The sequence below is a fragment of the Psychrobium sp. MM17-31 genome (assembly GCF_022347785.1).
Lineage (GTDB): Bacteria > Pseudomonadota > Gammaproteobacteria > Enterobacterales > Psychrobiaceae > Psychrobium.
Window position 1 is genome coordinate 168,050 of record NZ_JAKRGA010000002.1, and the last position, 26,945, is coordinate 194,994.

Annotated in this window: 15 protein-coding genes; 6 read left to right on the top strand and 9 right to left on the bottom strand. The window is 43.2% G+C overall.

What is annotated here, in order from left to right:
- The 5 genes from sucA to sdhC all read right to left on the bottom strand — a co-directional run bounded on the left by sucA (position 1) and on the right by sdhC (position 6,226).
- The gene (gene sucA / locus MHM98_RS05245) at positions 1-2,814 is read right to left on the bottom strand and encodes a 2-oxoglutarate dehydrogenase E1 component (protein ID WP_239438225.1); all 2,814 of its coding nucleotides are present in this window, start codon (positions 2,812-2,814) and stop codon (positions 1-3) included.
- 210 nt (positions 2,815-3,024) lie between these two features.
- Positions 3,025-3,735, bottom strand: coding sequence for a succinate dehydrogenase iron-sulfur subunit (locus MHM98_RS05250; RefSeq protein WP_239438226.1), 711 nt, complete (start codon positions 3,733-3,735; stop codon positions 3,025-3,027).
- Positions 3,736-3,745: 10 nt separating this feature from the next.
- On the bottom strand, positions 3,746-5,512 hold the full coding sequence (sdhA, locus tag MHM98_RS05255) for a succinate dehydrogenase flavoprotein subunit (RefSeq protein ID WP_239438227.1): 1,767 nt from the start codon (positions 5,510-5,512) through the stop codon (positions 3,746-3,748).
- A gap of 1 nt (position 5,513) precedes the next feature.
- Complete coding sequence (sdhD, locus tag MHM98_RS05260) at positions 5,514-5,858, bottom strand: succinate dehydrogenase, hydrophobic membrane anchor protein (RefSeq protein WP_239438228.1); 345 nt, start codon at positions 5,856-5,858, stop codon at positions 5,514-5,516.
- Positions 5,852-6,226 carry a succinate dehydrogenase cytochrome b556 subunit gene (sdhC, locus tag MHM98_RS05265; protein WP_343229205.1) on the bottom strand — a complete coding sequence of 125 codons (375 nt, stop codon included), beginning with the start codon at positions 6,224-6,226 and terminating at the stop codon, positions 5,852-5,854. The genes sdhD and sdhC overlap by 7 nt, the downstream gene beginning before the upstream one ends.
- A 507-nt stretch (positions 6,227-6,733) precedes the next feature.
- Here sdhC and gltA point away from each other — a divergent pair.
- The 4 genes from gltA to MHM98_RS05285 all read left to right on the top strand — a co-directional run bounded on the left by gltA (position 6,734) and on the right by MHM98_RS05285 (position 15,885).
- Positions 6,734-8,020, top strand: coding sequence for a citrate synthase (gltA, locus tag MHM98_RS05270; RefSeq protein WP_239438230.1), 1,287 nt, complete (start codon positions 6,734-6,736; stop codon positions 8,018-8,020).
- Between the two features lie 395 nt (positions 8,021-8,415).
- Positions 8,416-9,528 carry an efflux RND transporter periplasmic adaptor subunit gene (locus MHM98_RS05275; protein WP_239438231.1) on the top strand — a complete coding sequence of 371 codons (1,113 nt, stop codon included), beginning with the start codon at positions 8,416-8,418 and terminating at the stop codon, positions 9,526-9,528.
- An 8-nt stretch (positions 9,529-9,536) separates the two neighbouring features.
- Complete coding sequence (locus tag MHM98_RS05280) at positions 9,537-12,809, top strand: efflux RND transporter permease subunit (protein ID WP_239438232.1); 3,273 nt, start codon at positions 9,537-9,539, stop codon at positions 12,807-12,809.
- A gap of 1 nt (position 12,810) precedes the next feature.
- Positions 12,811-15,885 (top strand): efflux RND transporter permease subunit, encoded by a 3,075-nt coding sequence (locus MHM98_RS05285; RefSeq protein ID WP_239438233.1) that lies wholly within the window; start codon positions 12,811-12,813, stop codon positions 15,883-15,885.
- Positions 15,886-15,938: 53 nt separating this feature from the next.
- Here the strand turns inward: MHM98_RS05285 and MHM98_RS05290 are convergent, their stop codons facing one another.
- From MHM98_RS05290 to MHM98_RS05300, 3 genes are all read right to left on the bottom strand, one after another.
- A complete protein-coding gene (locus MHM98_RS05290) occupies positions 15,939-16,478 on the bottom strand; it encodes a M23 family metallopeptidase (protein ID WP_239438234.1) in 540 nt (179 codons plus the stop codon).
- A gap of 79 nt (positions 16,479-16,557) precedes the next feature.
- On the bottom strand, positions 16,558-16,953 hold the full coding sequence (locus MHM98_RS05295; RefSeq protein ID WP_239438235.1) for a VOC family protein: 396 nt from the start codon (positions 16,951-16,953) through the stop codon (positions 16,558-16,560).
- Positions 16,954-17,033: 80 nt separating this feature from the next.
- Positions 17,034-18,542, bottom strand: a complete 1,509-nt coding sequence (locus MHM98_RS05300; RefSeq protein WP_239438236.1) for a M4 family metallopeptidase — start codon at positions 18,540-18,542, stop codon at positions 17,034-17,036.
- Between the two features lie 413 nt (positions 18,543-18,955).
- Between MHM98_RS05300 and MHM98_RS05305 the strand changes: the two genes are divergently transcribed.
- Positions 18,956-20,668, top strand: a complete 1,713-nt coding sequence (locus tag MHM98_RS05305) for a S8 family peptidase (protein WP_239438237.1) — start codon at positions 18,956-18,958, stop codon at positions 20,666-20,668.
- A gap of 95 nt (positions 20,669-20,763) precedes the next feature.
- The gene (locus MHM98_RS05310) at positions 20,764-23,916 is read left to right on the top strand and encodes a two-component regulator propeller domain-containing protein (RefSeq protein WP_343229206.1); all 3,153 of its coding nucleotides are present in this window, start codon (positions 20,764-20,766) and stop codon (positions 23,914-23,916) included.
- 43 nt (positions 23,917-23,959) lie between these two features.
- Here MHM98_RS05310 and MHM98_RS05315 read toward each other — a convergent pair whose 3' ends face one another.
- The gene (locus MHM98_RS05315) at positions 23,960-26,926 is read right to left on the bottom strand and encodes an ATP-binding protein (RefSeq protein ID WP_239438239.1); all 2,967 of its coding nucleotides are present in this window, start codon (positions 26,924-26,926) and stop codon (positions 23,960-23,962) included.
- Between the last annotated feature and the right edge of the window lie 19 nt (positions 26,927-26,945).

The following is a 26,945-nucleotide window of genomic DNA, read 5'->3' on the forward strand; positions in this document are numbered from 1 at the left end:
TTATTTAATTGTTAACGCAGCGTCAACTAAATCTAGTTGTTGCTGTTTGTGCATAGCTGGGTAACCACACGCTGGTGCAGCTGAAGCAGCACGACCTGCATAAGTCAGGTTGGCCCCTTTTGGAATTGCATTCCAGAAGTGGTGCTGGCTACAGTACCAAGCGCCTTGGTTTTGTGGCTCTTCTTGACACCAAACAAAATCTGTCACGTGGCTGTATTGCTCTAATAACGCATCAACTTCATCGTGTGGGAACGGGTATAGTTGCTCAACACGAATAATAGCGATGTTATTAAGCTTATCTTCACGGCGTTTTTGCAGCAGTTCGTAGTAAACCTTACCACTACAGAACACAACGCGTTCCACTTGCTTAGGATCGATCTCATCAATCTCACCGATAACGTTCTGGAAAGAACCTTCAGCTAGCTCTTCTAATGAAGAAACACACAGTGGATGACGCAATAATGACTTAGGCGTCATTACTACCAATGGACGACGCATTGGGCGAACCACTTGGCGACGTAACATGTGATAGATTTGCGCTGGCGTTGATGGAATTACCACCTGCATATTGTGATCGGCACAAAGCTGTAAGAAGCGCTCTAAACGAGCCGATGAATGCTCAGGACCTTGGCCTTCATAACCGTGTGGTAATAGCATAGTTAGACCACATAAACGGCCCCACTTTTGCTCACCCGATGAAATGAATTGGTCAAATACCACTTGGGCACAGTTAGCGAAATCACCAAATTGTGCTTCCCAAATGTTTAGACCAGCCGGCTCAGCTGTGGTGTAACCGTATTCGAAGGCTACTACTGAGTTTTCAGATAGCACAGAGTCGAATAAACGGAATTTACCTTGATCTTCAGATAAATTCTTAAGCGGCACATAAGTCGACGCATCGTTTTGGTTATGTAGCACTGCATGGCGGTGGAAGAAAGTACCACGACCACTGTCTTGACCGATGATGCGAACATTCGCTTTGTCGTTCAAAATAGTTGCGTAAGCTAGGTTTTCAGCAAAGCCCCAATCAACTGGTTTTTCGCCGTTAGCCATAGTAACGCGGTCGTTGTAGATCTTAGCAACACGTGAGTGTAGCTTGTGATCTTCTGGGTATTCACACATCTTATGCGCAAGTGACTTAACCGTATCTAACGGTAAAGTGTTGTCATAAGGGATGTCCCAATCGTGACCGATGTACGGAGACCAGTCAGTTGAATGAAGGGTCATTGGACGCCACTCGTCAACCACACAGTCACCGTGATCTAGACGATCGCGATAGTCATTAATCATGGCCGAAATATCACCCTGCTCTACTAGACTTTGACCTAATAGCTTGTCAGCGTAAATCTTACGCGGGGTAGGATGACGTTTAATCTTTTGATACATCAATGGCTGTGTTGCATTCGGCTCATCGGCTTCGTTGTGACCGTGACGACGGTAACAAACAAGGTCAATAACCACATCGCGCTTAAACTTGTTACGGTAATCAACCGCAATGCGCGATACGAAAGCAACAGCTTCAGGATCATCACCATTAACGTGGAAAATAGGTGCCTGAACCATTTTCGCGATATCCGTACAGTACATAGTAGAACGGGTATCTTGTGGGTTGCTGGTTGTGAAACCAACTTGGTTATTAACCACGATACGAATAGTACCGCCCACTTTAAAGGCACGTGCCTGAGACATGTTGAAGGTTTCTTGAACCACGCCTTGACCAGCAATCGCGCTATCACCATGAATGGTAATTGGCATTACTGAGCTGCCGTCACTACAACCTAAACGGTCTTGACGAGCGCGTACACTACCGATAACCACTGGATTAACAATTTCCAGATGAGATGGGTTAAAGGCTAATGCTACGTGCAGTGCACCAGATGGCGTTTCAAAATCTGAAGAGAAACCTTGGTGATATTTAACATCACCCGAGCCATTCATTTCGTCGTGGTTACCAGCGAACTCGTCGAATAGTTCCGACGGTTTCTTACCTAGTAGGTTAACCAATACGTTTAGACGACCACGGTGTGCCATACCCAATACGATTTCTTTTGCGCCGTGCTCACCAGCTTTGTAAAGCACTTCGCGTAGCATTGGGATTAATGCACCACCACCTTCTAGCGAGAAGCGTTTTGCACCAGGGAACTTAGCACCTACGTATTTTTCAATACCTTCGGCACAAGTTAAGCCTGATAACAGACGTAGCTTTTCTTCTTTCGAGTATGCAGGTGTACTTTGCACTGATTCAAGTTGTTGTTGAATCCAGCGTTTCTCTTCTGTGTCTGTGATGTGCATGTATTCAGCACCAACACTACCACAGTAAGTTTGTTCTAACGCTTTGTGCAAGTCCTTGAGTTTCATTGAGTCTTTGCTTACCGCAAAAGAGCCAACGTTAAACTCAGTGTCCATGTCGTCTTTATCCAGATTGTGAAATGCTGGATCAAGCTCCGCCACTTTATCACGCTGCCATAATCCTAATGGATCAAGGTTGGCGTGTTGATGACCGCGGAAGCGGTAGGCGTTGATCATTTGCAGTACTTTTACTTGCTTAGAAGCAGTCTGCGGATCAATTTCGCTTGCACCACCACCACGAATCTCTTTGGCAGCGCGACGGAAATAATCGCGGATTTTAGTATGATTTACTTCTTCAACGCCATCAGTTTCGCTGCGTGGTAGTTGCTCAAAAACAACACGCCACTCATCAGAAACTAATGTTGCATCTTCGAGGTATGCTTCATACATTTCTTCTATATAGCCCGCATTAGCACCAGCTAGGTGTGACGATTCAAGCCACTCCTTCATTATGCCTTCATGCATTTTTTGCCCTTATAAATTAGCCAAACGCTACAATTAATTTCAGAAACCACCGCTACAAGTCAACTATCTCAATCGAGAATACTTATCATCTAGCGTAAATTCAATCAAAAATTTTAAAAGTTTCTAACGCAAAAATAGCCATACCTCCACGGGAGAATACGGCTATTTAATTCTTATTCTTTTATCAACCTAAGGTCAACAACCATACAGTTACACCGCGCGGTTTAACAGCATAGATTTGATGTGACCAATGGCTTTAGTTGGGTTTAATCCTTTAGGACAAACATTTACACAGTTCATGATACCGTGACAACGGAATACACTGAACGCGTCATCCAACTCGCTCAAACGCTCATCTGTTGCTGTATCACGGCTATCGATTAAGAAGCGGTAGGCGTGAAGTAGGCCAGATGGACCGATGAACTTATCTGGGTTCCACCAGAACGACGGACAAGCAGTCGAACAACAAGCACATAAAATACACTCGTATAGACCATCTAACTTGTCGCGATCTTCAATTGATTGTAAGTGCTCGCGTGCAGGCTGCTCTTTACCATCGTTAATTAGGTATGGCTTGATCTTCTCATATTGAGTGTAGAACTGGCTCATATCAATAATTAGGTCACGTATAACCGGCAGGCCTGGTAATGGACGTAAAACAATCTTGCTACCTTTAAGTGCAGATAGTGGCGTGATACACGCCAGACCGTTTTTACCGTTCATGTTAACGCCGTCACTACCACATACACCTTCACGACAAGAACGACGGAAAGATAATGTAGGATCTTGCTCTTTAAGCATGATCAGGGCGTCTAGCACCATGATGTCAGAGCCATCTTCTAGCTCTAACGTGTAATCCTTCATGTAAGGCTTCGCATCAACATCAGGGTTGTAGCGATAAATTGAGAATACTTTTTTCATCACTCTCTCCTTAGTATGTACGAGCTTTAGGTGGGAAGGCTTCGCGAGTCTTAGGCGAGAAGTTAACTTCACGCTTAGTCATCGTTTCTGATTGTGGGTGATAAACACTGTGACATAGCCAGTTGTCATCATCACGCTCAGGGAAATCTTCACGAGAGTGAGCACCACGAGATTCTTCACGGAAGTTTGCAGCCATTGCCGTTGCAAATGCAGTTTCCATTAAGTTGTCTAACTCTAGACACTCGATGCGTTGAGTATTGAACTCTGCAGAGTTGTCAGACAATTTCGCGTTCTTAAGACGCTCACGGATCTTCTTAAGCTCTTCAAGACCTTCAGCCATTGCTTTACCTTCACGAAATACCGAGAAGTTAAGCTGCATACATAGCTGCATGTCTTTCTTGATTTGTGCAGGATCTTCACCGTCTTTGTTGTTTTCCCAACGGTTTAGACGCGCTAGTGCAGCATCGATGTCAGCTTCTGAAGCATCTTTGTGCTGTAGGTCAGATGTTAGGTATTCACCTAAGAACTTACCAGCGCTACGACCAAATACAACTAAGTCAAGCAGTGAGTTACCACCTAGGCGGTTTGCACCGTGTACAGATACACACGCAATCTCACCAACAGCGAATAGACCTTCAACGATCTTATCTTCGCCGTCTTCGCCACGTGTTAACGCTTGACCGTGGATGTTAGCCATTACACCACCCATCATGTAGTGACATGTTGGTAATACTGGAATCGGCGCATCAACAGGATCAACGTGTGCGAATGTACGTGATAAATCACAAACACCAGGTAGACGAGATTCAAGTGTCTCTTTACCTAGGTGATCAAGTTTTAATAAACAGTGTGGACCTAATGGGCCATCTAAACCGCGACCTTCGCGGATTTCGTTCATCATAGAACGAGCAACAACGTCACGAGATGCTAAATCTTTAGCATTTGGTGCATAACGCTCCATGAAGCGCTCGCCGTCTTTATTTAATAAGTAACCACCTTCACCACGACAACCTTCGGTTACTAGTACACCAGCACCAGCGATACCTGTCGGGTGGAATTGCCACATTTCCATATCCTGCATAGCACAGCCAGCACGGATAGCCATACCAACACCGTCACCAGTGTTAATGTGAGCATTGGTAGTAGATGCGTAAATACGACCAGCACCACCAGTTGCAAGTACAGTAGCGCGAGATTTGAAGTAAACTACTTCGCCAGTCTCGATGCTCATTGCTGTACAACCAACAACAGTACCTTCGTCGTTTTTAACTAAATCTAGTGCATACCACTCGCTAAATACGTTAGTTTTGTTTTTAACGTTTTGTTGGTATAGCAAGTGAAGTAGTGCGTGACCTGTACGGTCAGCTGCCGCTGCAGTACGTGCCGCTTGCTCGCCACCGAATTCTTTCGATTGGCCACCAAATGGACGTTGGTAGATTTTACCGTTTTCGAAACGAGAGAATGGTAGACCCATGTTCTCTAATTCGATGATAGCTTCTGGGCCAGCTTCACACATGTATTCAATAGCGTCTTGGTCACCGATGAAATCAGAACCTTTTACGGTATCGTACATGTGCCAGTGCCAGTTATCGTCGTGGCTGTTACCTAGAGCAACAGTGATACCACCTTGAGCTGATACTGTGTGTGAACGCGTAGGGAAAACTTTTGAGATTAACGCACAAGTTTTGCCTTCTTGTGAAATTTGCAATGCAGCGCGCATACCCGCACCGCCTGCGCCGATTACTACGGCATCAAATTCTAATACTGGAATGCTCACTTTACACTCTCCATAGGATAACAAGACCAGCAACTACGTAGCTGAACGCTGCCGCATTAAGTGCTAGTTGAAGAACAAAACGAAGGCCAACAGGTTTAACGTAATCCGTTAATACTTGCCATAAGCCAATCCAGATATGTGCGAGTAGTGAAAGCAAAGTAATAATTGTGAATACTTGCATTCCTAGGTTTGAAAATAGATCTTTCCAAACATTGTAAGTAACATCGTTGCAAAGGAAAAAACCAAGTAGGAAAATTGCATACAATGCTAAGTTAATACCGGCAACACGAATAATAATAAAGTCATGAACGCCACTGCGTCCTAGAGTTGCTGCATTGTTTACCATAACCACACCCCTGCTAATACTGAAAGAATCACCGAAATTACCATAGATAGTTGAGCCGATTTGGTAGCTGAATCAAATTCTTCACCGTAACCCATATCCATAATAATGTGGCGAACGCCAACAACGAGGTGGTATGCAAGAGCAGTTAGAGTGCCCCAGATAATGAACTTAGCTGCGAAGCTATCCAGAATATCTTGAACGTTAGCAAAACCCATTGGGCTTGATAGCGACTCAGATAACAACCACATAAGGATACCCACAGCGAAGAACATAATAACGCCACTGATACGGTGTAAGATTGATGCGATTGCAGTTAATGGAAAGCTAACGGTCTGTAAGTCTAGATTTACAGGTCTTTGCTTTTTCACGATTGTGCTCACTTAAGCTAAAAATTGAGGCCCATTATTTTTATAAAAGAGAAAGCCTCTCGGCCTCCGACAAGAAATATTTTCAGTAACTAACACCCATTAATTACCTATCTTTCTCTTTGTTTGGTGCTTACGGATTGTGTCAAATCACCACAAGCCGTTAAATCCGACGAAAGTATACTGGGACTGTTACATAAATACAATTAATGTGAGCCCATTATTCGTGCTTTTTCGGCGTCTAATATAGACTAATAACCAACATCAGTTTTAACAATTTGGACACATTCCCTAATTAAGGTATCTATTAATCGCACATAACGGTCAACAAATAAACACCGGTCGTACATTATTCGTCCATCACAGCACTAAAACACGCATTTGAATTGACAAGTTATGCAAATATTAGGTTAAATACAGGCCATTTATTTATGTAGCCTGAATATTTATTGGTCAGATTGAATAAACTGATATAAAAAAATAGACAGAAAAATTACAGGAGCAAATCGTATGACAGAGCGTCACGCTACCCTATCGATCGACGGAAATGATCTTATTGAACTTCCAATTTCATCTGGTACCGAAGGTCATGATGTAATCGACATCAGCAAGCTTGGCAGCACCGGCCACTTCACATTTGATCCGGGCTTTATGGCGACAGCCTCTTGTGAATCTGAAATCACTTACATCGATGGTGCCAAAGGCATCTTATTACACCGCGGTTACCCAATTGATCAACTAGCAAGCAACGCAGATTACTTAGAAGTTTGTTACATTCTGCTACACGGCGACAAGCCTTCACAAGCAGAATACAACGAATTTGTTGCGCTAATTAAGAACCACACTATGGTTCACGATCAACTAATGCAATTCTTCAAAGGCTTCCGCCGCGATGCTCACCCAATGGCTATCCTTTGTGGTGTTGTTGGTGCATTATCGTCGTTCTACCACGATTCACTAGACGTAAACAACCCACGTCACCGCGACATTTCAGCGATTCGTTTAATCGCTAAAATGCCAACACTTGCAGCAATGAGCTACAAGTACAGCATCGGTCAACCGTTCGTATACCCTAAGAACGAATTATCTTACTCAGAAAACTTCTTAAACATGATGTTCTCTGTACCGGCCGAAGATTACAAAATCAGCCCGACTATCGCTCGCGCAATGGACCGTATATTCACTCTACACGCTGACCACGAGCAAAACGCTTCAACGTCAACTGTACGTTTAGCAGGTTCTTCTGGTGCTAACCCATTCGCGTGTATCGCTGCAGGTATTGCGTCACTATGGGGCCCTGCTCACGGTGGTGCTAACGAAGCATGTCTAAACATGTTAGAAGAAATCGGTTCAGTAGATCGCATCGAAGAGTACGTTGCTAAAGCGAAAGACAAGTCTGATCCATTCCGTCTAATGGGCTTTGGTCACCGCGTTTACAAAAACCACGATCCACGTGCAACAGTAATGCGTGAAACTTGTCACGAAGTACTTTCAGAACTAAACATTGACGATCCACTACTAGACGTAGCTATGGAACTAGAGCGCATCGCCCTAGAAGACCCATACTTCATCGAGAAGAAACTATACCCGAACGTTGATTTCTACTCAGGCATCGTAATGCGTGCTATGGGTATCCCTGTATCTATGTTCACAGTAATCTTCGCCCTATCTCGTACTGTTGGCTGGATTTCACACTGGAAAGAAATGCTAGGTCAACCAGGTCACAAGATCGGTCGTCCACGTCAGCTATACACAGGTGCAGCAGCACGTGATTTCGTATCTGACGCGAAAAAATAAGCTTTAAACATTACGTTTAAAAACTGTAAGCCCAATTGAAAGTTTTCAATTGGGCTTTTTTATGCCCTAAACTTTTTGACGAAAGCTCACCAACAAATATTTAATCAATTTCACCAATTCAATTGGTACATTTCGCTAAAACAGCATATTACCCCTCAGTATGTATTTATTAAGCCTTTGTTTTGTTTAGGTTAATATTAATTGGCACAAGCTATGCTCTTTGGCTGTAGATTTATAACATTAACCTTTATCGATATTAGAAACTCACGCGAATAAATACGCCATCATTGAAACTTATTTGTTATACACAAATCGTAACAATGCCAGCGTAGATTTAAACGCTAAGAAATGAGTAACTAATTATTGGATTGGTATTAAAACAAGAGCACAGGATCATGCAAACTACTACTAAAGCGTCAATTATCACCGCCCTTCTTATTACAGGCCTACTTTCTGGCTGTAGTGAATCAAACGCCAAAGACGAAGAAAAGAAAGAAAAAGAATTTGCGATCCCTGTCGTCACAGCTCAAATCAAACAGCAACCTATTTCCTCCACCTATCATTCAACAGCCACCCTAGAATCGCGTGATGATGCACAGGTTATCAGCCGCGTAACAGGTATCGTTGAACAGCTTAATGTTGAAGAAGGCGACTACGTTGAAAAAGGTCAATTACTCGCGAAGATTGATTCGCGTCGCTATAAGCTAGCGCTAGATAAAGCGAATGCTGAACTGGCGAGTATCAATCAAGAACTTAACCGTCTTAAAAAACTCGAATCTAAAAAGTTAGTTAGTCACGATCAAGTCGATAAACTTAAGTTCTCATTCCAATCAGCTAAAGCTGCGCGTGACTTAGCAGCACTCGATTTAGAAGATAGTTTAATCAAAGCACCAATCTCAGGTTTCATCGCTAACAAAATGGTTAAAGAAGGCCACTTTAGCCAGTCTTACCAACAGCTGCTGCACATCGTCAATCAACAAGACTTACAAGCGGTGCTTTACGTGCCTGAAGCGCAACTGGCGAATGTAAAGCTAAAACAACAAGCAACCTTGTCATTCTCGGCCCTACCAAACCAAACATTTAACGCTCATGTTCGTTCGATTGCGCCAGTTATTGATAACAAAAGTGGCACCTTTAAAGTCATCTTAGCACTAGCTAATAACCAATCACTCTTAAAACCGGGTATGTTTGCCCAAATCTCGGTTATTTTCGACACCCATCAAGATTCATTAACGGTGCCGTCAGATGCAATTATTCACCGCGACGGTCAACAATATGTGTTCGTGGTGAGCAACAACAAAGCCAGCGAAGTAGCAGTAACCACAGGTTATGTCGAAGAAGAAATCACAGAAATTACTGGTGATATCGATAGCCAAACGCAAATTGTCATTAAAGGTCATCGCAATCTTAAAAATGACACGCTAGTAGAAGTATTGAACCAACCTAAGGCCGACGTTGAACCGTCAACGGAAGAAGCACAACCACAAGCTGTCGCAAAAGCGTCTTAGGATTTGTCATGAAAATTATCGATACCGCAATCAAACGTCCGGTGACAGTTTGGATGGCCACCTTTGCTGTCATCCTGTTCGGCCTAGTCGGACTATCGCGCTTAGCCGTTAATCTATTACCTGAGCTAAGCTACCCAACACTAACCGTTAGAACCACATACACAGGTGCTGCTCCGTCTGAAATCGAACAGCTGATCAGTAAGCCCATTGAAGAAGCGGTTGGCGTAGTCAAAGGTCTACGCAAAATCAGCTCAGTGTCTAAGCCAGGTCAGTCTGACGTACTACTCGAGTTTGAGTGGGACGTGCAAATGGATATTACCAGCTTAGAAGTACGCGAAAAGCTCGATTTAATTTCATTGCCGCTCGATGTTGAAAAACCACTGATTTTGAAATTTAACCCAAGCTTAGATCCTATCGTGCGTCTTGCGCTACAGCCAAAGAATGCAGTGTCTACAGATACCGATGCTGGCGTCTATACTCTCACCGCAATGCGTACTTACGGTGAATATGACGTTAAGCGTCAATTAGAATCTATCGTTGGTGTAGCCTCGGTTAAACTTGGCGGTGGTTTAGAGCAAGAGTATCAGGTGGTGATCGACCAGCATAAACTGGCTCAACTTAATCTAAGCAGTGAGCAAATTAGCCAAATCATTCGCCGTGAAAACATTAATATTTCGGCGGGTAAGCTTATTGAAGGCAACACCCAATATTTAGTACGCACCCTCAATCAGTTTAACGATATTGCCCAAATTGGCGATTTGGTGGTGTATCAAGAAAACGACCAGATTATCTACCTCAAAGACATCGCTACTATTAAAGACAGCTACAAAGAGCGCACCGATGTTACCCGCATCAACGCTAAAGAAGCAGTTGAGCTCGCGATTTACAAAGAAGGTGATGCCAACACCGTTGAAGTAGCCAATCGAATCAAACGTCAGCTTGAACGCGCCAAAGACCGTGGCGACAGTCGCTATGAGCTCACTCTGGTTTACGATCAATCTACCTTTATTAGCAACGCCATCAGCGAAGTTAAATCTGCTGCAGTTATCGGTGGTCTACTCGCCATGCTGGTACTGTATTTATTCTTACGCTCTATTATTCCAACACTGATTATTTCACTGTCGATTCCAGTCTCTGTTATCGCAACCTTTAACTTAATGTACGCCAATGACATTACCCTCAACATTATGTCACTCGGCGGCATTGCATTAGCGACTGGCTTATTGGTGGATAACGCTATCGTAGTGCTGGAGAATATTGCGCGCTATAAAGAGCAAGGCTATTCCAACATGGAAGCTGCTGCCAAAGGTACCAATGAAGTAAGCGGCGCTATTGTTGCTTCAACACTTACCACCTTGGCGGTATTCGTACCACTTATTTTCGTTGAAGGTGTCGCGGGACAGCTATTTCACGATCAAGCCATGACAGTAACCTTCGCCCTGCTTGCTTCATTACTTGTAGCACTAACATTGATTCCAATGCTCGCCTCACGTGAGCGCTCTTCAGCCAACGCCGACGGTGAAGGCTATCAACGCGTAGCGTTTCGCCAGCGTACAACGTGGGGCAAAATACTCTACATTCTAACGACGCCATTCTATTTATTATGCATCCTCTTACCAATGCTACTTTCGCGCATCGTACTACTAGTATTTTACGCAGTGAGCAAGGTGCTAGGATTTGGATTAAAACCAATAACTGGAGTATTCAACAAAACCTTTGATGTGGTCGCTATTGGCTTTAAAGGCTTACTCTCTGGTGCCCTCGCCCATCCGATTAAAACCTTAGTCATTACTCTCGGTCTTGCCAGTACTAGCGTAATTATCGCGCCGCGCGTTGGCTTTGAATTATTACCTCCACTATCGCAAGGTGAATTTTATTTAGAGCTCGAACTCGCTCCGGGAACGCCATTGGTTAAAACCGATGAAGCCATTAACCACATTGCCCAAGAGTTAGCGAATGATGAGCGTATCAAAAGCACCTACTCACTAACGGGTCGTGGCAGCTTAATGACCAGCAGCGCAAGTAAAGGCGGCGAGCATCAAGCGCGCTTACAAATTATTGTCCACAATCAAATTCACGAAGACGCGGTAATGGATAAAACCCGTCAAATTGCTCGCAATATCGTTGGTGCAAGTAACGAGTTAAACCGCCCTGCGTTATTTACGCTGAGCAAGCCTATGAGTATTGAACTGGCCAGTTATGATCTAGCTACCCTCAATACCTACAGCAAGCAATTAACGACCTTAATGAGCAACTCGCCAGTGTTTGATGATGTGGTTAATAGCATGCGCCGCGGCCAACCAGAATTAGCTATCGAGTTTGATCACAAACGCATCGCCAACCTTGGACTAAATACTGCCGATATTTCACAACTTATTGCGGTTAAAGTGGGTGGTAATGTGGCAAGTCAGTTTACGATGTTCGATCGCAAAATTGATATTCTGGTACGCAGTGATCTCAACGACCGTAACTCGGTTAACGACTTACGCGCCATGATTGTTAATCCTAATAGCGAGCACCCAATTTCATTACAAAGCGTTGCTACCATCAAAGAAACCGTTGGCCCAGCACAAATCAATCGTGTTGATCAGCAGCGCGTGGCAGTCATTAGCGCCAATATCGCTGTTGGCGATCAACAAAGCGCCATCGAAGAAGCTAATCGTCTATTAAGCTCACTTGATTTACCACTGAATGTGACGAGTAATTTTGGTGGCCAAAGTGAGGAAATGGAGCAATCGTTTAACTCAATGATGATGGCATTAGCGCTAGCTGTTTTCCTTGTTTACCTAGTCATGGCATCACAGTTTGAATCGTTGCTACACCCACTGCTGATCTTATTTAGCGTGCCACTAGCCGGTGTTGGTTCACTGCTTGGTTTATACCTAACGGGCACTAACCTTAGTGTTATCGTTTTCCTTGGTCTGATCATGCTAAGCGGTATCGTCGTGAACAACGCCATCGTGTTAGTGGATCGCATTAATCAATTGCGCTTGGATGGCATGGCAAAAGTAACGGCAATTAAAACCGCAGCTCAGTCTCGCTTACGCCCGATTATCATGACCACCATGACCACCATCTTAGGTCTATTACCTATGTGCTTAGGCCTTGGTGAAGGTAGTGAACTACGGGCGCCAATGGCGATTACGGTTATCAGCGGCTTAATATTTTCGACCTTGCTGACGCTTATTGTTATTCCGGTGCTTTATCGACTGTTTGATAGCAAAAAGTTCGTTGAGCAAACCAAAGACGCACAACTAAGCAAACCAGCGGCGGAGGTGTAACATGAGCACATCAAGTTCAGGCCTCACCGCCCTAGCGCTAAAACGCCCAGTCACCACCTTTATGATTGCGCTGAGCATGCTATTGCTCGGCCTAGCGTCGGCGCGCTTATTGCCATTAGAAAAGTTTCCGGGCATCGATATTCCTGAGATGTACATCAATGCCCCTTACCCTGGCTCTAGTCCAGCGGAAGTTGAGCGCTTAGTCACCAAGCCCATCGAAGAAGCGCTGGCGACTATGAGTGGTATCACCCGCATGAACTCAAATTCCAATGAGCACGGCGCTGGTGTTTTTATTGAAGTTGAATGGAGTAAAAGTCTTACCAGTAAAGGGATTGAAGCGCGCGAAAAAATTGATGCGATCCGTCATTTATTACCAGAAGATTTAGAGCGCATTTTTGTTTATCAATTCTCCACCTCAGATATGCCTATTCTTACCATGCGCATATCCAGCGAACGCGAGCTTCGCAACAGCTACGACTTACTGAATAATTTTCTTAAAAAACCAATTGAGCGCATCTCAGGCGTATCGAAAGTTGAGCTTTATGGCGTCGACCCACGCCAAATCATCATTCGCCTATCTAGCGATCGCATGGCAAGCCACAACATTAATGTCGCGCAACTCACGGCAGTGTTAAGTAAGCAAAATTTCTCTATCAATGCAGGTGCGATAAAAAGCGATAATCAAACGATGCGTGTATCGCCACAAGGTGAGTACACCAACCTTAACGATATTCGTAATTTGAAAATCAACGATCACGTTTATTTAAGTGATATTGCCACCGTAAAATACGAGCAAAAAGAGCTGGAAGAAGCGCGCCATCTCAACCAAAGCTTTGCCATTGGTATGGATGTGTTTCGCGAATCGAGCGTTAACTTAGTCGATGTTGCCTCTCGCGTGAGTACTACCATCGACGAGATTGCTCGCAGTGACAAATTCCAAGGCATCGACATTTTCTTAATGGACGATCAAGCCAAAGGTGTAAAAGATTCATTAGGTGATCTATTACAAGCAGGCGGCATTGGTGCAATCCTATCTTTTGCGGTGCTCTATCTATTTATTCGCAATACCCCAGTGACTTTATTAGTGGTTACCTCGGTGCCTTTCTCTATCTGTTTAACACTGGCTGGTATGCACTTGATGGGTTATTCCCTCAATATTCTATCGATGATGGGTCTATTACTCGCCGTTGGTATGCTAGTTGATAATTCGGTGGTAATTACCGAATCCATTGCCGCACAATACAAAAAAGATCCCACTAAGCCGATAAACCAGATCATTGAATTTGGTGTGTCGAAAGTGAGCCTAGCGGTCATTACAGGTACTGCCACTACAATGATTGTGTTTCTTCCAAACATTATTGGTGAAAAAGTTCAGCTAACCATTTTCTTAGAGCATGTGGCCATAGCAATTTGTATTTCGCTAGCGGCATCACTGCTGGTTGCTAAAACTCTGCTTCCACTATTACTGTCGAGAATGGATTTACAGAAACTACTGCCTAAAGAGAAGAACAACGACGCCAATAAACCTTCGCGTCGCTACTACCAACGCAGTCTAGATTGGGTTTTACATCATCCGAAAATCACCGGTGTAATAGCCATTATCATCTTAGCCAGTACCGCGTTTCCAGCTAGCGTTGTCACTTCAGACAATAACAATAGCGACGATACCACGCGCATTCGTCTCCATTATCACCTCAAAGGGCAATACCCATTAGAAGAAGTGGAAAAGCTCGTAAACAAAATGGAAGACTACTTGTATGGCAATCAAGAAAAATTCGAGATTGATTCGGTGTACACCTATTTCAATACCGAATATGCCAACTCAACGCTATTGTTGAAAGAAGGAAAAGCGAAATCCGTTGATGAAATAAAGCGCCTGATCCGCGAGGAAATGCCCAAGTTTGCCATTGCTGAACCGCAGTTTAGCTGGCGTAGTGCCTCTGCTGGCGGCGCATCACTGTCATTAACAGGGCCGTCGACTGATAAGTTAATTGAGCTGAGTGATCAAGTTATTCCACTACTTAGCCAAGTAGAAGGTTTAACGGATGTGCGCAGTGAAGTAGATGAGCAGCAGCAAGAAATGGTGCTAATTGTCGACCGTCAAAAAGCCAGTCGATATAACCTAAGCTCGCAAGATGTCGCCTCGTTAGTGTCTAACGCTCTGCGCGGCAGAAACTTACGCAGCTTCCGCCACGATCCACAAGGCGAAGTACGCATCGAAATGCTATTTGAGCGTGAGTTAAAATACTCGCTGGCCAAACTCAAGCAAATTCCAATCACTCAATTTAATGATCAAATCATTACCTTAGAAAATTTGGTGCGCTTTGAAGTGAGACCACGTCTTAACAACATTTGGCGTCAAAACAGAATGACATCGCTAAAAATTGGTGCCAATCTGGACGACATCACTATTGAGCAAGCGGGTGATCGCATAAAACGCGCAATGGAAAATGTTAACCTGCCACAAGGTTACAATTGGAAATTAGGCCAAGGCTTTGAGCGCCAACAGCAAGAGCAAAACATCATGTTAGTCAATATGATGCTAGCGGTAGCGATGATTTATATCGTGATGGCGGCACTATTTGAATCACTGTTGTTACCAGCAGCGATCATCAGCTCCATTATCTACTCTATCGTCGGCGTGTTTTGGTTCTTCTTAGTCACAGGCACCAATATGAGTGTGATGGGCATGATAGGTATCTTGATCTTAATGGGTATTGTGGTTAATAACGGCATAGTGCTTATAGATCAAATCAACCAAATGTCACCAAAACGCGAGGAGCTAGAGAAAGTCGTTTCCGATATTTGTATTACCCGTCTGCGCCCTGTCTTAATGACGGTAGCTACAACGGTATTAGGGATGGTTCCTTTGGCGATGGGCAGCGCACAAATTGGCGGTGATGGTCCGTCATATGGCCCGTTAGCAATTGCGATTATCGGCGGCCTAAGCTTCTCAACTATTACCAGCTTATATCTAGTACCGTGGTTGTACTTAGTACTCAGTAAAACAGCACTCAATACCAGCGTAGGCGTTGGCAAAGCGAGTAAATTCGCTAGACGTTTTATACCGAGCTAATCTCATCAGATGATATAAAAGAGCGCCTAATTACGATTAGGCGCTTTTACTGGTTAACCAAAGCTAGGAATAGATATCAATTTATCATGCGGGCTCAGATAAAAAGCCTTCTTAAAACCCTGCTCACTAAAATCGATGCGCCATAAATAAGGCACCAGCGTCATTATCGAATAATGGACATGCGGCTGTTTTCCCTTAGCATTACCAGTATCGCCAATGCCGCCAATTTCGTCACCTACGCTCACCCAATCTCCAACTTTCGCATCGCGATATTGTAAATGCGCCATATAGTGAATTCGCCATTTAGGGCCTAAAATCGCAACTGCGTGACCGCCACGCTTGAGCTCACCAGAGAAAACAACAATCCCACTCACTGGCGCAATGACCTGTTGAAAACGCTTACCAAAAATATCGATACCTTTGTGAACACCTGATGCGCCCCACGGCGAGTACCAAAAGGTTTGATGATTCCAATCGCGACTTGTCGCGCCTTTGACAGGGTTAACAAGCCGCTCGGGAATCACTAGCCCTAGGCTAACAACGATAATAATAAAACTAAAATACAATAGAATCTTGCGAGATTTATACAACATATCCTCACCGTAGAAATAGACATGAACCATGACATTGTTTGAACAACAGCCTTAATCAACGATGAAGGAACGTCATTAATTAATTTTCGTAAAGTTCTAACGGCAAGCCATCAGGGTCGTTAAAAAACGTAAAGCGTTTGTTAGTTAGTTCATCAATGCGAATCGCTTCAACAGCAATATCTTGCGAGATAAGATACGCCACTGATTCATCGATATCATCAACGGCAAAGGCCAAGTGCCTTAGTCCTTGCGCTTCTGGATAACTTGGGCGCTTGGGTGCTCCTGGAAAAGAAAATAACTCTATTTGTGTGCCATCGGGTAGTCGCAAATCAAGCTTGTAAGAATCGCGAGGTTGGCGATAAGTTTCCCGAATTATCTCGAAGCCGAGTACTTCACAATAGAATTTTTTAGAACACAGATAGTTATTGCAGATAATAGCGATATGATGAACGTGACTAATTGATAAATGATTCATACTTCCTCCAATAGTCAAAAGTATCTCATCAATCAATAAAAAAGCCAGCTCAAAGCTGGCTTTTACTATTAAACATCAGCTTACTGACAGCTAACGCCTACCGCACTAAATGCTGCGGTAACATCGCTCACACTACGGCCTAGATCAGCTGCTGCTGATTCAACGCCACAAGCACCTTGATCGAAGGTCGATGTTGCACTCCAGTAGATTTGGTTAGCACGTAAGAACACACCAAATGCATCGCGAACAGTCCAACCTTGAGAAGTTGCTAATAGGTAGAATGCTTTATTGTATACACCTGAGCTGTAGTGAACATCCATTGAACTCGTAAAGTCAGATGCGTGGTCAATTGAACGGCCGTCAAGCGTTGGGTTATCCATGTAACGCAATGCACCATTGCCTTTAAAGATTTGCTCACCAACTTTCCAGTCGTTGCTGCCTAACATGTAAGACTCAGCAGCTTCACCCGCCATATCAGAGAAGGCTTCATTCATGCCACCTGATTGCGAAGAGTATTGTAGACCTGAGTTTTGCTCGGTTACACCATGGCTTACTTCGTGTGCAGATACGTCTAAGCTAACTAGTGGGAAGAAGGTTGAACCACCGTCACCAAATGACATAGCACGGCCATCCCAGAATGCGTTTTCATAGCTACGGCCATAGTGAACACGCATTTCTAGTTTAAAGCTCAGTGGAGCTGTGTTGTACCAATCGCTGTACATATCGAAAATTGCGTTACCAAATGCGTGAGCATCATTTAATGGCGCATAACTACCGTTGATTGATTTAAACGTATTCTCAGGACATGTAAATGAGTGCACGCTACCGCCACGAGTACGATTGTTCATGTTAATAGTACGCACGTTGTCATTTTCCATGTAACAAGTACCACTAGCTTCACCAACTTTCATTGCCGCGAAATCACTGCCGTATTGGTACTGGCCAGTTTTAGTATTACCACCAGGGCCTGTCGCTAAAAATGGTGTTGTAGTGACAGTACCGCCACCACCTGGTTTGCCACCGCCTTTTTTGGTTGTTAAAGCATTGTGGCTCTCGATGATCTCACCTGAGTGAGCATCAACTAAAGCAAACGGACGAGACGGAGTATCAGCGTGGTCGGCAAAATAACTTACTTTATAAGCCAGCATCGCTTTGCCGTCTTTATTAATAATTACTAATTCAGAAGACGGATGCTTTACCTTAGTGCTTGTGCCATGACCATTTTGCTTTTTAACTAAACGCTCTGCTTCTTTAGCAGAAATACTTGGTTCAACAGACGCTAAGTTGATATCGCGCACCACATCACCAGACATCGACATCAATTCACCGAAATCGTTTGTCTCAGCGACTAAGTTTTGACCATATACTGGCACGCCCATGTAGTGTTGCTGCATACGAGCCTTGTTAGTGCCTTTTACTGTTTTAAGCGATTTAATTTTTTTGAAGCTGGCATTGCCATTCATTTTTAATGCAGCTTTAACATCATGACCTTTAGCTAATCCGTTAACCTTTTCTTTTACTGCTGCACTTACTGGGTTCATCATTGCTAATAGTGCAGTTGCTGTTACTAGTTTGGTTGAAATACTCAAAGGAAACTCTCCTATTGTTATTATTATTGTTCGAATACCATTTGCGGATTCGATGTGTGTAATGACGTTAATAGAATGTTAAATACAACCTTCATCCGCTAGCACTTAAACGTCAGAAATTCACACAAATCCGTCGTAAAACAACAAAGCGACTACAACACAATACTTATCAAGGACTTACTGCATAAGCAAAGGTTTCCAAACATAAAGAAACACAAATAAACCATTGATTAATAACAAAGTAATGCTCACCAACTTCATTTTTCAAATACATTAATGTCGGAAAAATACGAGTTTTTGACAGCTTTTTACTAGGCATGTTAGCCAGCAATGTTAATATCGTGTGAAAATATGAGCACGCCATTAAGCGAGCCAATAAATTACTTTATTCTCACCACCTATTGGAGAGCTCCATGTCACTAAACTGGATTAAAACTACATCGGTAATTGCAGTGGTAACGATTGCCGTTTATTCAATTAGCCAATTTTCGTCATCGCCAAACGAGGCTGCTCAGCAATCTCACTCTTATATCGTACAAACAAAAAATAAAGCAGCACTACAAGAAATCATGGTGGACTTAGACCTTTTGCCAAGCCATGACTTATCGATAATTAATGCCTATGCACTGACACTTAATCAACAGCAACTAGAAACAATTCGCGAGCTTTCAGGCGTGACCATAACTCCCAATGCGACAGTGACACTTGCTGGCTGGGCCAAAGGAAAAAGACGCTGGCAACCTAAAGCCGATGCTTCACAATTAATCGAAGCCGATAAAGTACACGCTAATAAGATTTATGGTGATAATGTCACCATTGGTGTGCTAGATACTGGCTTAGATCAGTTAGCAGGATTAGCAACAGACTTACGCGGACGCGACAAGGTATGGGGTACTTACGACGCGATAAACAACACAGTACACAACTTCGAGCGTGAACAAAATGGTCATGGCACTCATGTTGCCAGTCTCGCAGTAAATAGTGATTTTGATATCAATGGTAAAATCTACGGCATTGCGCCTAACGCTGCACTTGTTGGTATAAAAGCCTTTGACAGTGAAGGTAAATCAACTTACGCCGATGTTATTCGCGGTATTGCTTGGGCAATCGATATTAAAGATGTCATTAATCTTCGCGTATTAAATATGTCATTTAGTGGTCCTGCTCAATCTCATTATTGGCAAGATCCACTTAATCAAACTGTGATGAAAGCGTGGCAAGCGGGTATTGTTGTTGTCGCTTCAGCGGGTAATACAGGTCCTCAGCCAATGACAATTGGCGTGCCAGGCAACGTGCCATACATTATTACCGTTGGTGCGATGACAGATAATTACACGCCAAGCGATAAGACTGACGACAAGCTAGCAACTTTCAGCTCGGCAGGACCAACTATTGAAGGCTTTATCAAACCAGAAATCGTTGCACCAGGTGGTCACGTTTCTGGGCTAATGGCCTTTGACACCACTATAGTTACCGAACATCCTGAATATCACGATGGCGGTCGTTATTTTGAAATGTCTGGCACCTCACAAGCAGCGGGTGTTGTTTCAGGCGCCGTAGCGCTGCTGTTAAGTCAGCAACCAGAATTAACACCAGATCAAGTAAAGTGTCGTTTAATGAACAGCGCACGACCAGCAGTAAATGCGAACGGTTCACTTGCTTATAGCGTATTTCAGCAAGGCGCTGGTATCATCAACGTTAACGATGCACTAGCTAATTCGACGCATTGCCCGTCTTCAACTATGGATATCGCTAAAGATATTGCTGGCGAGCAACACTATGTAGGTCCTGCGTTTATTGACGAAAACGGCAATATCGCCATCAAAGATTCAGACTCACTATACACGTGGAATGTCGCGCAAAAAGAGCTCAGTGGCGACGGATTCATTTGGCGAACTAATTTTGACGTTGATGGATTTATCTGGCGCACCAACTTCGACATTGATGGCTTTATTTGGCGTACATCGTTTGACAGTAGCAGTGAACTGCTATGGCGCAGTGAATTCGAAACAGATGGTTTTATTTGGCGAACTAACGTAGACACCGATGGTTTTATTTGGCGCACAAGTGCCGATATTGACCCTAACGCACCTATCGGTATCAACCGCTGGGTAGCTCAAGAATAATCAACGTCAATAGCCACCTTCGGGTGGCTATTACCTACCAATAATATCCTTTATACTCATCAATGTGTTACCGCCTTTATTAGGATAATTTTCTAGTGCTTTTACGTGTCTTATTAGTTGCTCTATGCTTTTTCACATCCTTTAATACACTCGCCGATAAGCGATTCCTAAAAAGTTTCCCCTCGACCAATCCACTGTCATATCAATATGTAAAAAGCATGATTCAGGATCGTCAAGGCTTTATGTGGTTTGGTACCCAAGACGGTCTTCATCGATTCGATGGTTACGATTTTAAAAGCTATCATCACGACGCCCAACAACCCGACTCACTCAGCGCTGATACAATTAGTGCTTTGTTAATCGACAAACAAGGTCAGTTATGGGTAGCTACACGCGGCGGCGGCATAAGCATATATCAAGAAGCTTCTGACACCTTTATACACTTAAATACTTCATTATCTGAGCATGCACTGAGTAATGATAACGTCAATGCATTGCTGCAAGACAGCCAAGGAAATATATGGGCAGGGACCGAAAGTGGCCTTAATAAGATAACTAAGCATGATGATTCTTACGTTATTGAACAATTTTATCAACAGCTCGGTAACCGCAAATCACTATCAACAAACATCATTACTAGCCTAACAGAAACTAGCGCCCAAGAAATTTGGGTTGGCACTAGTGGCGGTGGCATCTCAATATTCTCAGTCGAAGGACAATTTCTCCGTCACACTTCATTACCATTATCAAATAAGCCAAACGAAACAGCCAAGCTTATTAGCAGTATGCGACAAGACAACCGTGAAAATATCTGGATTGGCACACTGGAAAATGGACTATTTCAGTTAAATAAAAACGGCGATGTTGAGCGCCATTACTATCACTCAGCCCCTAAAGCATTTGATATTTCAAGCAACAATATTGAAGATATTTTTGAAGATAGCAGTAAGCAGCTATGGGTCGCAACCGATCAAGGTTTCTTAGTGAAAAGTAATGAATCGAGTACATTCAATGCTTATCGACATACCAATAATCCGTATAGCCTAAACAATGATTTTGTTTTAAGTTTCTACGAAGATAGCGACAACATGATGTGGATAGGCACCTATTCTGGTGTCAATCGCTGGGATCCACTAATGACAACCTTCAATCAGTATAACGCAGCCCTTTATCCACAACTTGCTGAAGATATCGTTACTGGATTCGCTCAAGACAATGCCCAACGTTTAGTATTTAGCACCTACAGTTCAGGGCTATTCGCATTATCACTGAGCGATAATGGCATCAGCCAATTGCCGATTTCTGAATATTTTAAAGATATGCGGATTATGACCTTATTTAGCGATGGCGAATACTTATGGGTAGGGACTCGAACCAAGGGGGCATACCGGCTTACTATTGCTGACGGTACCATCAATAAATACGTCCATTCTACGACTGATAGCAATACTATTTCTGCCAACAGCATTACCGATATCTATAAGGACCAATACGGTCAAATGTGGATCGCTACCTATCATCAGGGACTCAATCGACTTAATCAGGACGGCAGTGTAACTCGCTATATCAAGCGAGATGATGATACAAACAAAGGACCAAGTTCAAATCACATTTTGCAAATTCAAGAAGATGCGCTCGGCAATATTTGGTTGGCAACCTATGGCGGCGGCTTAAATAAATTCGATCCCCAGACCGAAACCTTTACTCATCTGCTGCATGACGACAATGATGCAACTAGTATTAGTAGCAATCTCGCCTGGATTTTACACGTCGATGACAGCAATAATTTGTGGGTTGGTACCCAATCGTCAGGGGTGAATATACTAAGCGCGGACAACATCAAACAACAACGCTATCAATTCCAACACATCGGGGTTAAAGACGGTCTTAAGAGCCGAACTATTTACGCCATTAACCAAGATCGCCATGGCAAAATGTGGTTTAGCTCAAACCGTGGGATTTCCAGTTATACACCTCATACCAAAGTTATTCAGCATTTCGACGCCAGCCATGGCCTCGAAGATCTTGAATACAATCATGGCTCGGCGTTTCGCAGTCGCAATAAAACGCTGTATTTTGGCTCATCGAAAGGCTTTGTTGGCATAGATCCCAGCCAGACTAATCCACCCCGTGAAGTTCCAAATATCCAATTAGTAGATATTTTTTCCCTTAACGAATCTATCAAACTCGATCGATCGCTGCATCAGGTTAGACAACTGACATTTGATTATGATGAACGTTTGATTTCATTCAATTATGTCGGGTTGAACTATAGCGAGCCCAGCACGACACGGTATAAATACCGTTTACTTGGCTTTGACAAAGAATGGATAGATGCTGGCGCATCGCGAAGAGCTACCTATACCAACTTGCCCCACGGCGACTATCAATTTCAAGTGATGGCCACCAGCGATGGAATAGCTTGGAGCCAGCCACAAATTAACTTACATATCACGGTGAATTCAGCGCCGTGGAACACTTGGTGGGCTTATTTAATTTACACGCTAGTAATCGTTGTCGTATTACTGAGTTACACACGTTTTATCAATCGCAAAGTACAAATAGAACAACAGAAAAAACAAGAGCTGGCATTACTAGTCAAAGAAAAGACTGAAAAATTTGTCCAGAAAAATGATGAGCTAGCAGCAGCAAATAAACAGCTAGAAGCGCTATCTACGATAGATGAGAAAACGGGGCTCTATAGTCGCACCTATCTCGACATTTACATCGAACAATCCACCAAGTTACTAGCGCAGTTCCATCGCAATATCTTACCGATACAGCGTCAATTACTGCCGCGCTTATACACTGTAATGGTCAAACTCAAGCCAGAACATAGCGCGCAACTGCTTGCAGTATCGGAATTATTGTCATACAGCCGCAATACCGACGATTTACTTGTTAAGTGGTCACAAGACAGCTTTATCATTATTGGCTATGAAAAAGATGATAACGCCCGAGAACTTGCTCAACGACTCAGCCAGCGGCTTAATGAACTATTTTCCAACAGCACAACACCCGCAGTGAGCTATACCTTTTATCCATTTGATGTGGAAAATCCAATAGCGCTCAATTGGGATCAAATAAATGTATTAACTGAACTTGCTGGTGATATCGTCGACGGCGACTTAGAGTTAAGCTGGTTAGGGCTTTATAGCCCCAAATCTCAGCCATTTGATTACTTACGTTTACTACAAAGCAAAGACAAGCAAGCGCTATTCGATGCTGTGCGATGTAAATACAATTAACAAATTAATTGATACTCAGGTCAACTTAGAAACTTGAGTATCTTTATTCTGCTTCGCGAAGTTGTTCCTGCTGATATTGTTTAGGCGTCATATCAAATGTCTCCTTGAAGCAGCGACCAAAATACGTTTGTGATGAAAATCCTACGTCTAGTGCGATACGGGAAATTTGTTGCCCCTGTGCTAGCATGGCTTTTGCCTTATACAATCTAACCTCGCGAATAAACTGGCTTAGTGTAGTGCCTAAGATAGCCTTTACTTTACGCTGCAACTGACGCTCACTCATTGCCATCTCTTTAGCAATAAAATTAACATCTAGCATAGGGTCGCTATGATGCTGTGTTACCACTTCTTTAAGACGACTAATAAACTTATCTTGCTGCGACGGCTGATTAGTATCGACAAATTCCTGCTCAACACTGTGCTGTAAGTCTTCCCGTCTCACTTCTTGTTGCTGCTCGTCAAACTGACGCTTAAAGGTTTGTTGCAGCAACGCGCGATTATCTATTAGGTTTTGAATTCGCGTTAATAGCTCATTATGTTGGAAGGGTTTCGCCAAGTAATCATCGGCACTCAGGTTAAGTCCCTTTAATTTAGATTCGAGATCAGAGCGCGCGGTTAACAGAATCACCGGAATATGTGCGGTTAGACTATCAGCTTTGATCTCATTTAGTACTTCAAAACCATCGATCCCAGTTAGCATCAAATCACAGACGATTAAATCCGGTAAATAGGTTTTGGCTAATTCCAATCCAACTTCTCCACTGCCCGCCAGCATACAATGGTGTTGTTGCTCGATCACTTGTTTTATGTGCGATTGCATATCTAGGTTATCTTCTATGACTAGCACAACCTTATGCGAATGAGCTTGCTGTTTAGCGTGAACACTTTGTGGCTCTACAAAGAGCGGTGATAGGTCCCTTTGTAACAGATTCGCATCGACAAATTGCTCTTGTGATTTAGCTTCCGCCAACGGCATAGACACACTAAACTTGCTACCAGCGCCAAGCTGGCTATTCACAATCACTTGCCAACCGTGAGCGTTCACTAACTCATGAACGAGAGATAACCCTATACCAACACCAAATGTCGCGCTCTTTTCATCTGTAGCACGTTGAAAACGTTCAAAGATCTTGGCTTGCGATTCATCGCTAATTCCCACACCATTATCGATTACATCTAATACCACTGAGTCGTGCTCTCGATGTGTCACTATCGATATTTCTCCGCCACTAGGGGTATATTTAATTGCGTTAGACACTAAGTTAAACACTATTTTTTCAAAAGCTTGCGCATCACATTCAATCCATAACTCATCATCGACAGCGACACTTAAATTCAAATTATGTTGCGATGCTAAACGTTCAAAGGATTCAACAGGGATCGCCATTAATGTAGATAGGCGATAGTGGTGTAACGTTAACTGGGGGTTGTCTCTCAGGCGCGACAGTTCGAGTAACTGCTCCACCATAGTCACCAACCTCATACCATTGCGTTTAGCAACTTGCATTTCTTTCGCTTGCCCGCTGTTTCCTTGAGCGCAATAGCGATCGAGAATGCCATTAATGATTGTTAGTGGCGTTCTAAACTCATGAGAAATATTAGCAATAAACTTATCTTTTAATTCTAAGCTTTCGCGCTCTCGTCGTTTGCGCTCCGTCAAATTAAAAAACGTCATAACGATTAGCGGCTCAGCGTTTCGCTCTGCCCATTGCATCGCCACCTGCACTGGAAATTTATGCTGATCAGATCGCAATGCAACGCTTTCTTTACTAATGCCATCAAGGTTGCGTTTGAGCGAATAAACATGACTCTGAAAGTCGAAGAAATAATGCATTTCGTCATGTTCATCAAATAGCGACTTAACATTCATACCCACCAGCTGTGTCGGCAGACATTGGAACATTTGACTTGCAGCTGGATTAGCCGATAAACAGATTCCTTGCGTATCAACCGTCAAGATCGCATTGTTTGACACACTGACAATTGCAGTATCTTCACTATTGATAATGTGCGCTTCCAGCGTTTTTATTTCCGCAGTCTTAGTTGCGAGTAATTCACTAGTACGTTGCGAATTGGTGCGAAAAATATTTGCGCTCTTTGCCATGCTGAAGCTATTTGAGCTAATCAGGAACGCAGCACAGATAAACCATAAAACCACGATAATAGATTGCAATAGCTCGCTCACCATATAGGCGGGTTGCTCCACAATTCCTATACCTTGAAACAACGCTAATAAAACAGTCATGGCCATAATATTAGTGTTGGCATATGCATAAAGATTTGGACTACTTGGTGCAATACTGTTTTTCTTATTTATTGCAAAACGTCGATAATAAAAAGCAACTAGCGACCACAGTGCCACCATCACCAAAGGAATTACTACTTCGCCTTCCCCTGCATGAAGTTTATGATCGCCATAGCAATTTAGCCAAGATAGGCCAATGGCTAACAAAGAAAAAGACAACGCCTTAGCATGTACATCGAATCGACTATTGATAGCGTGTTGTAACAACCTGCCAAACAACAAACTGACTACAATATTGTGGAAATATTCGGAAGAAATTGCGGTTTGCGCAGGCTCTTGAGAGTACTCGAGTGGAATCAACACAAAGTAGCCAAATAACATCGCAACAAAAATTAGCATTGCAAATACGGGGCTTAGCAAAGTCGTAACTTCGTGCTCTTGTCTTCGCGGGATAAACTCAATAGCAATAGCCAAAACCAGATAATGTATCAGTAACATTGATTCCAGTGCTAACCGAGGAATATCATAGCTAATACTAATAAAATGACTAACCAAAGGCGTTGTCATAGCAATACTCAACAATTGCCAAAAGAGACTCGTCTTGATCAACGAGGTTGCCGTACTGTAATACAAAGTCACACCACAGCCCAATATCAAAAAGCCCATAATAACAAGCGTGGATGAAATATCGATAAACTCGCTAGACGCCACACTAATAATTGCTGCAATTAAGACAGTTAAAGGGCTAAGTACATTAAACTTCATAAACTTAAGCCTTACTTAA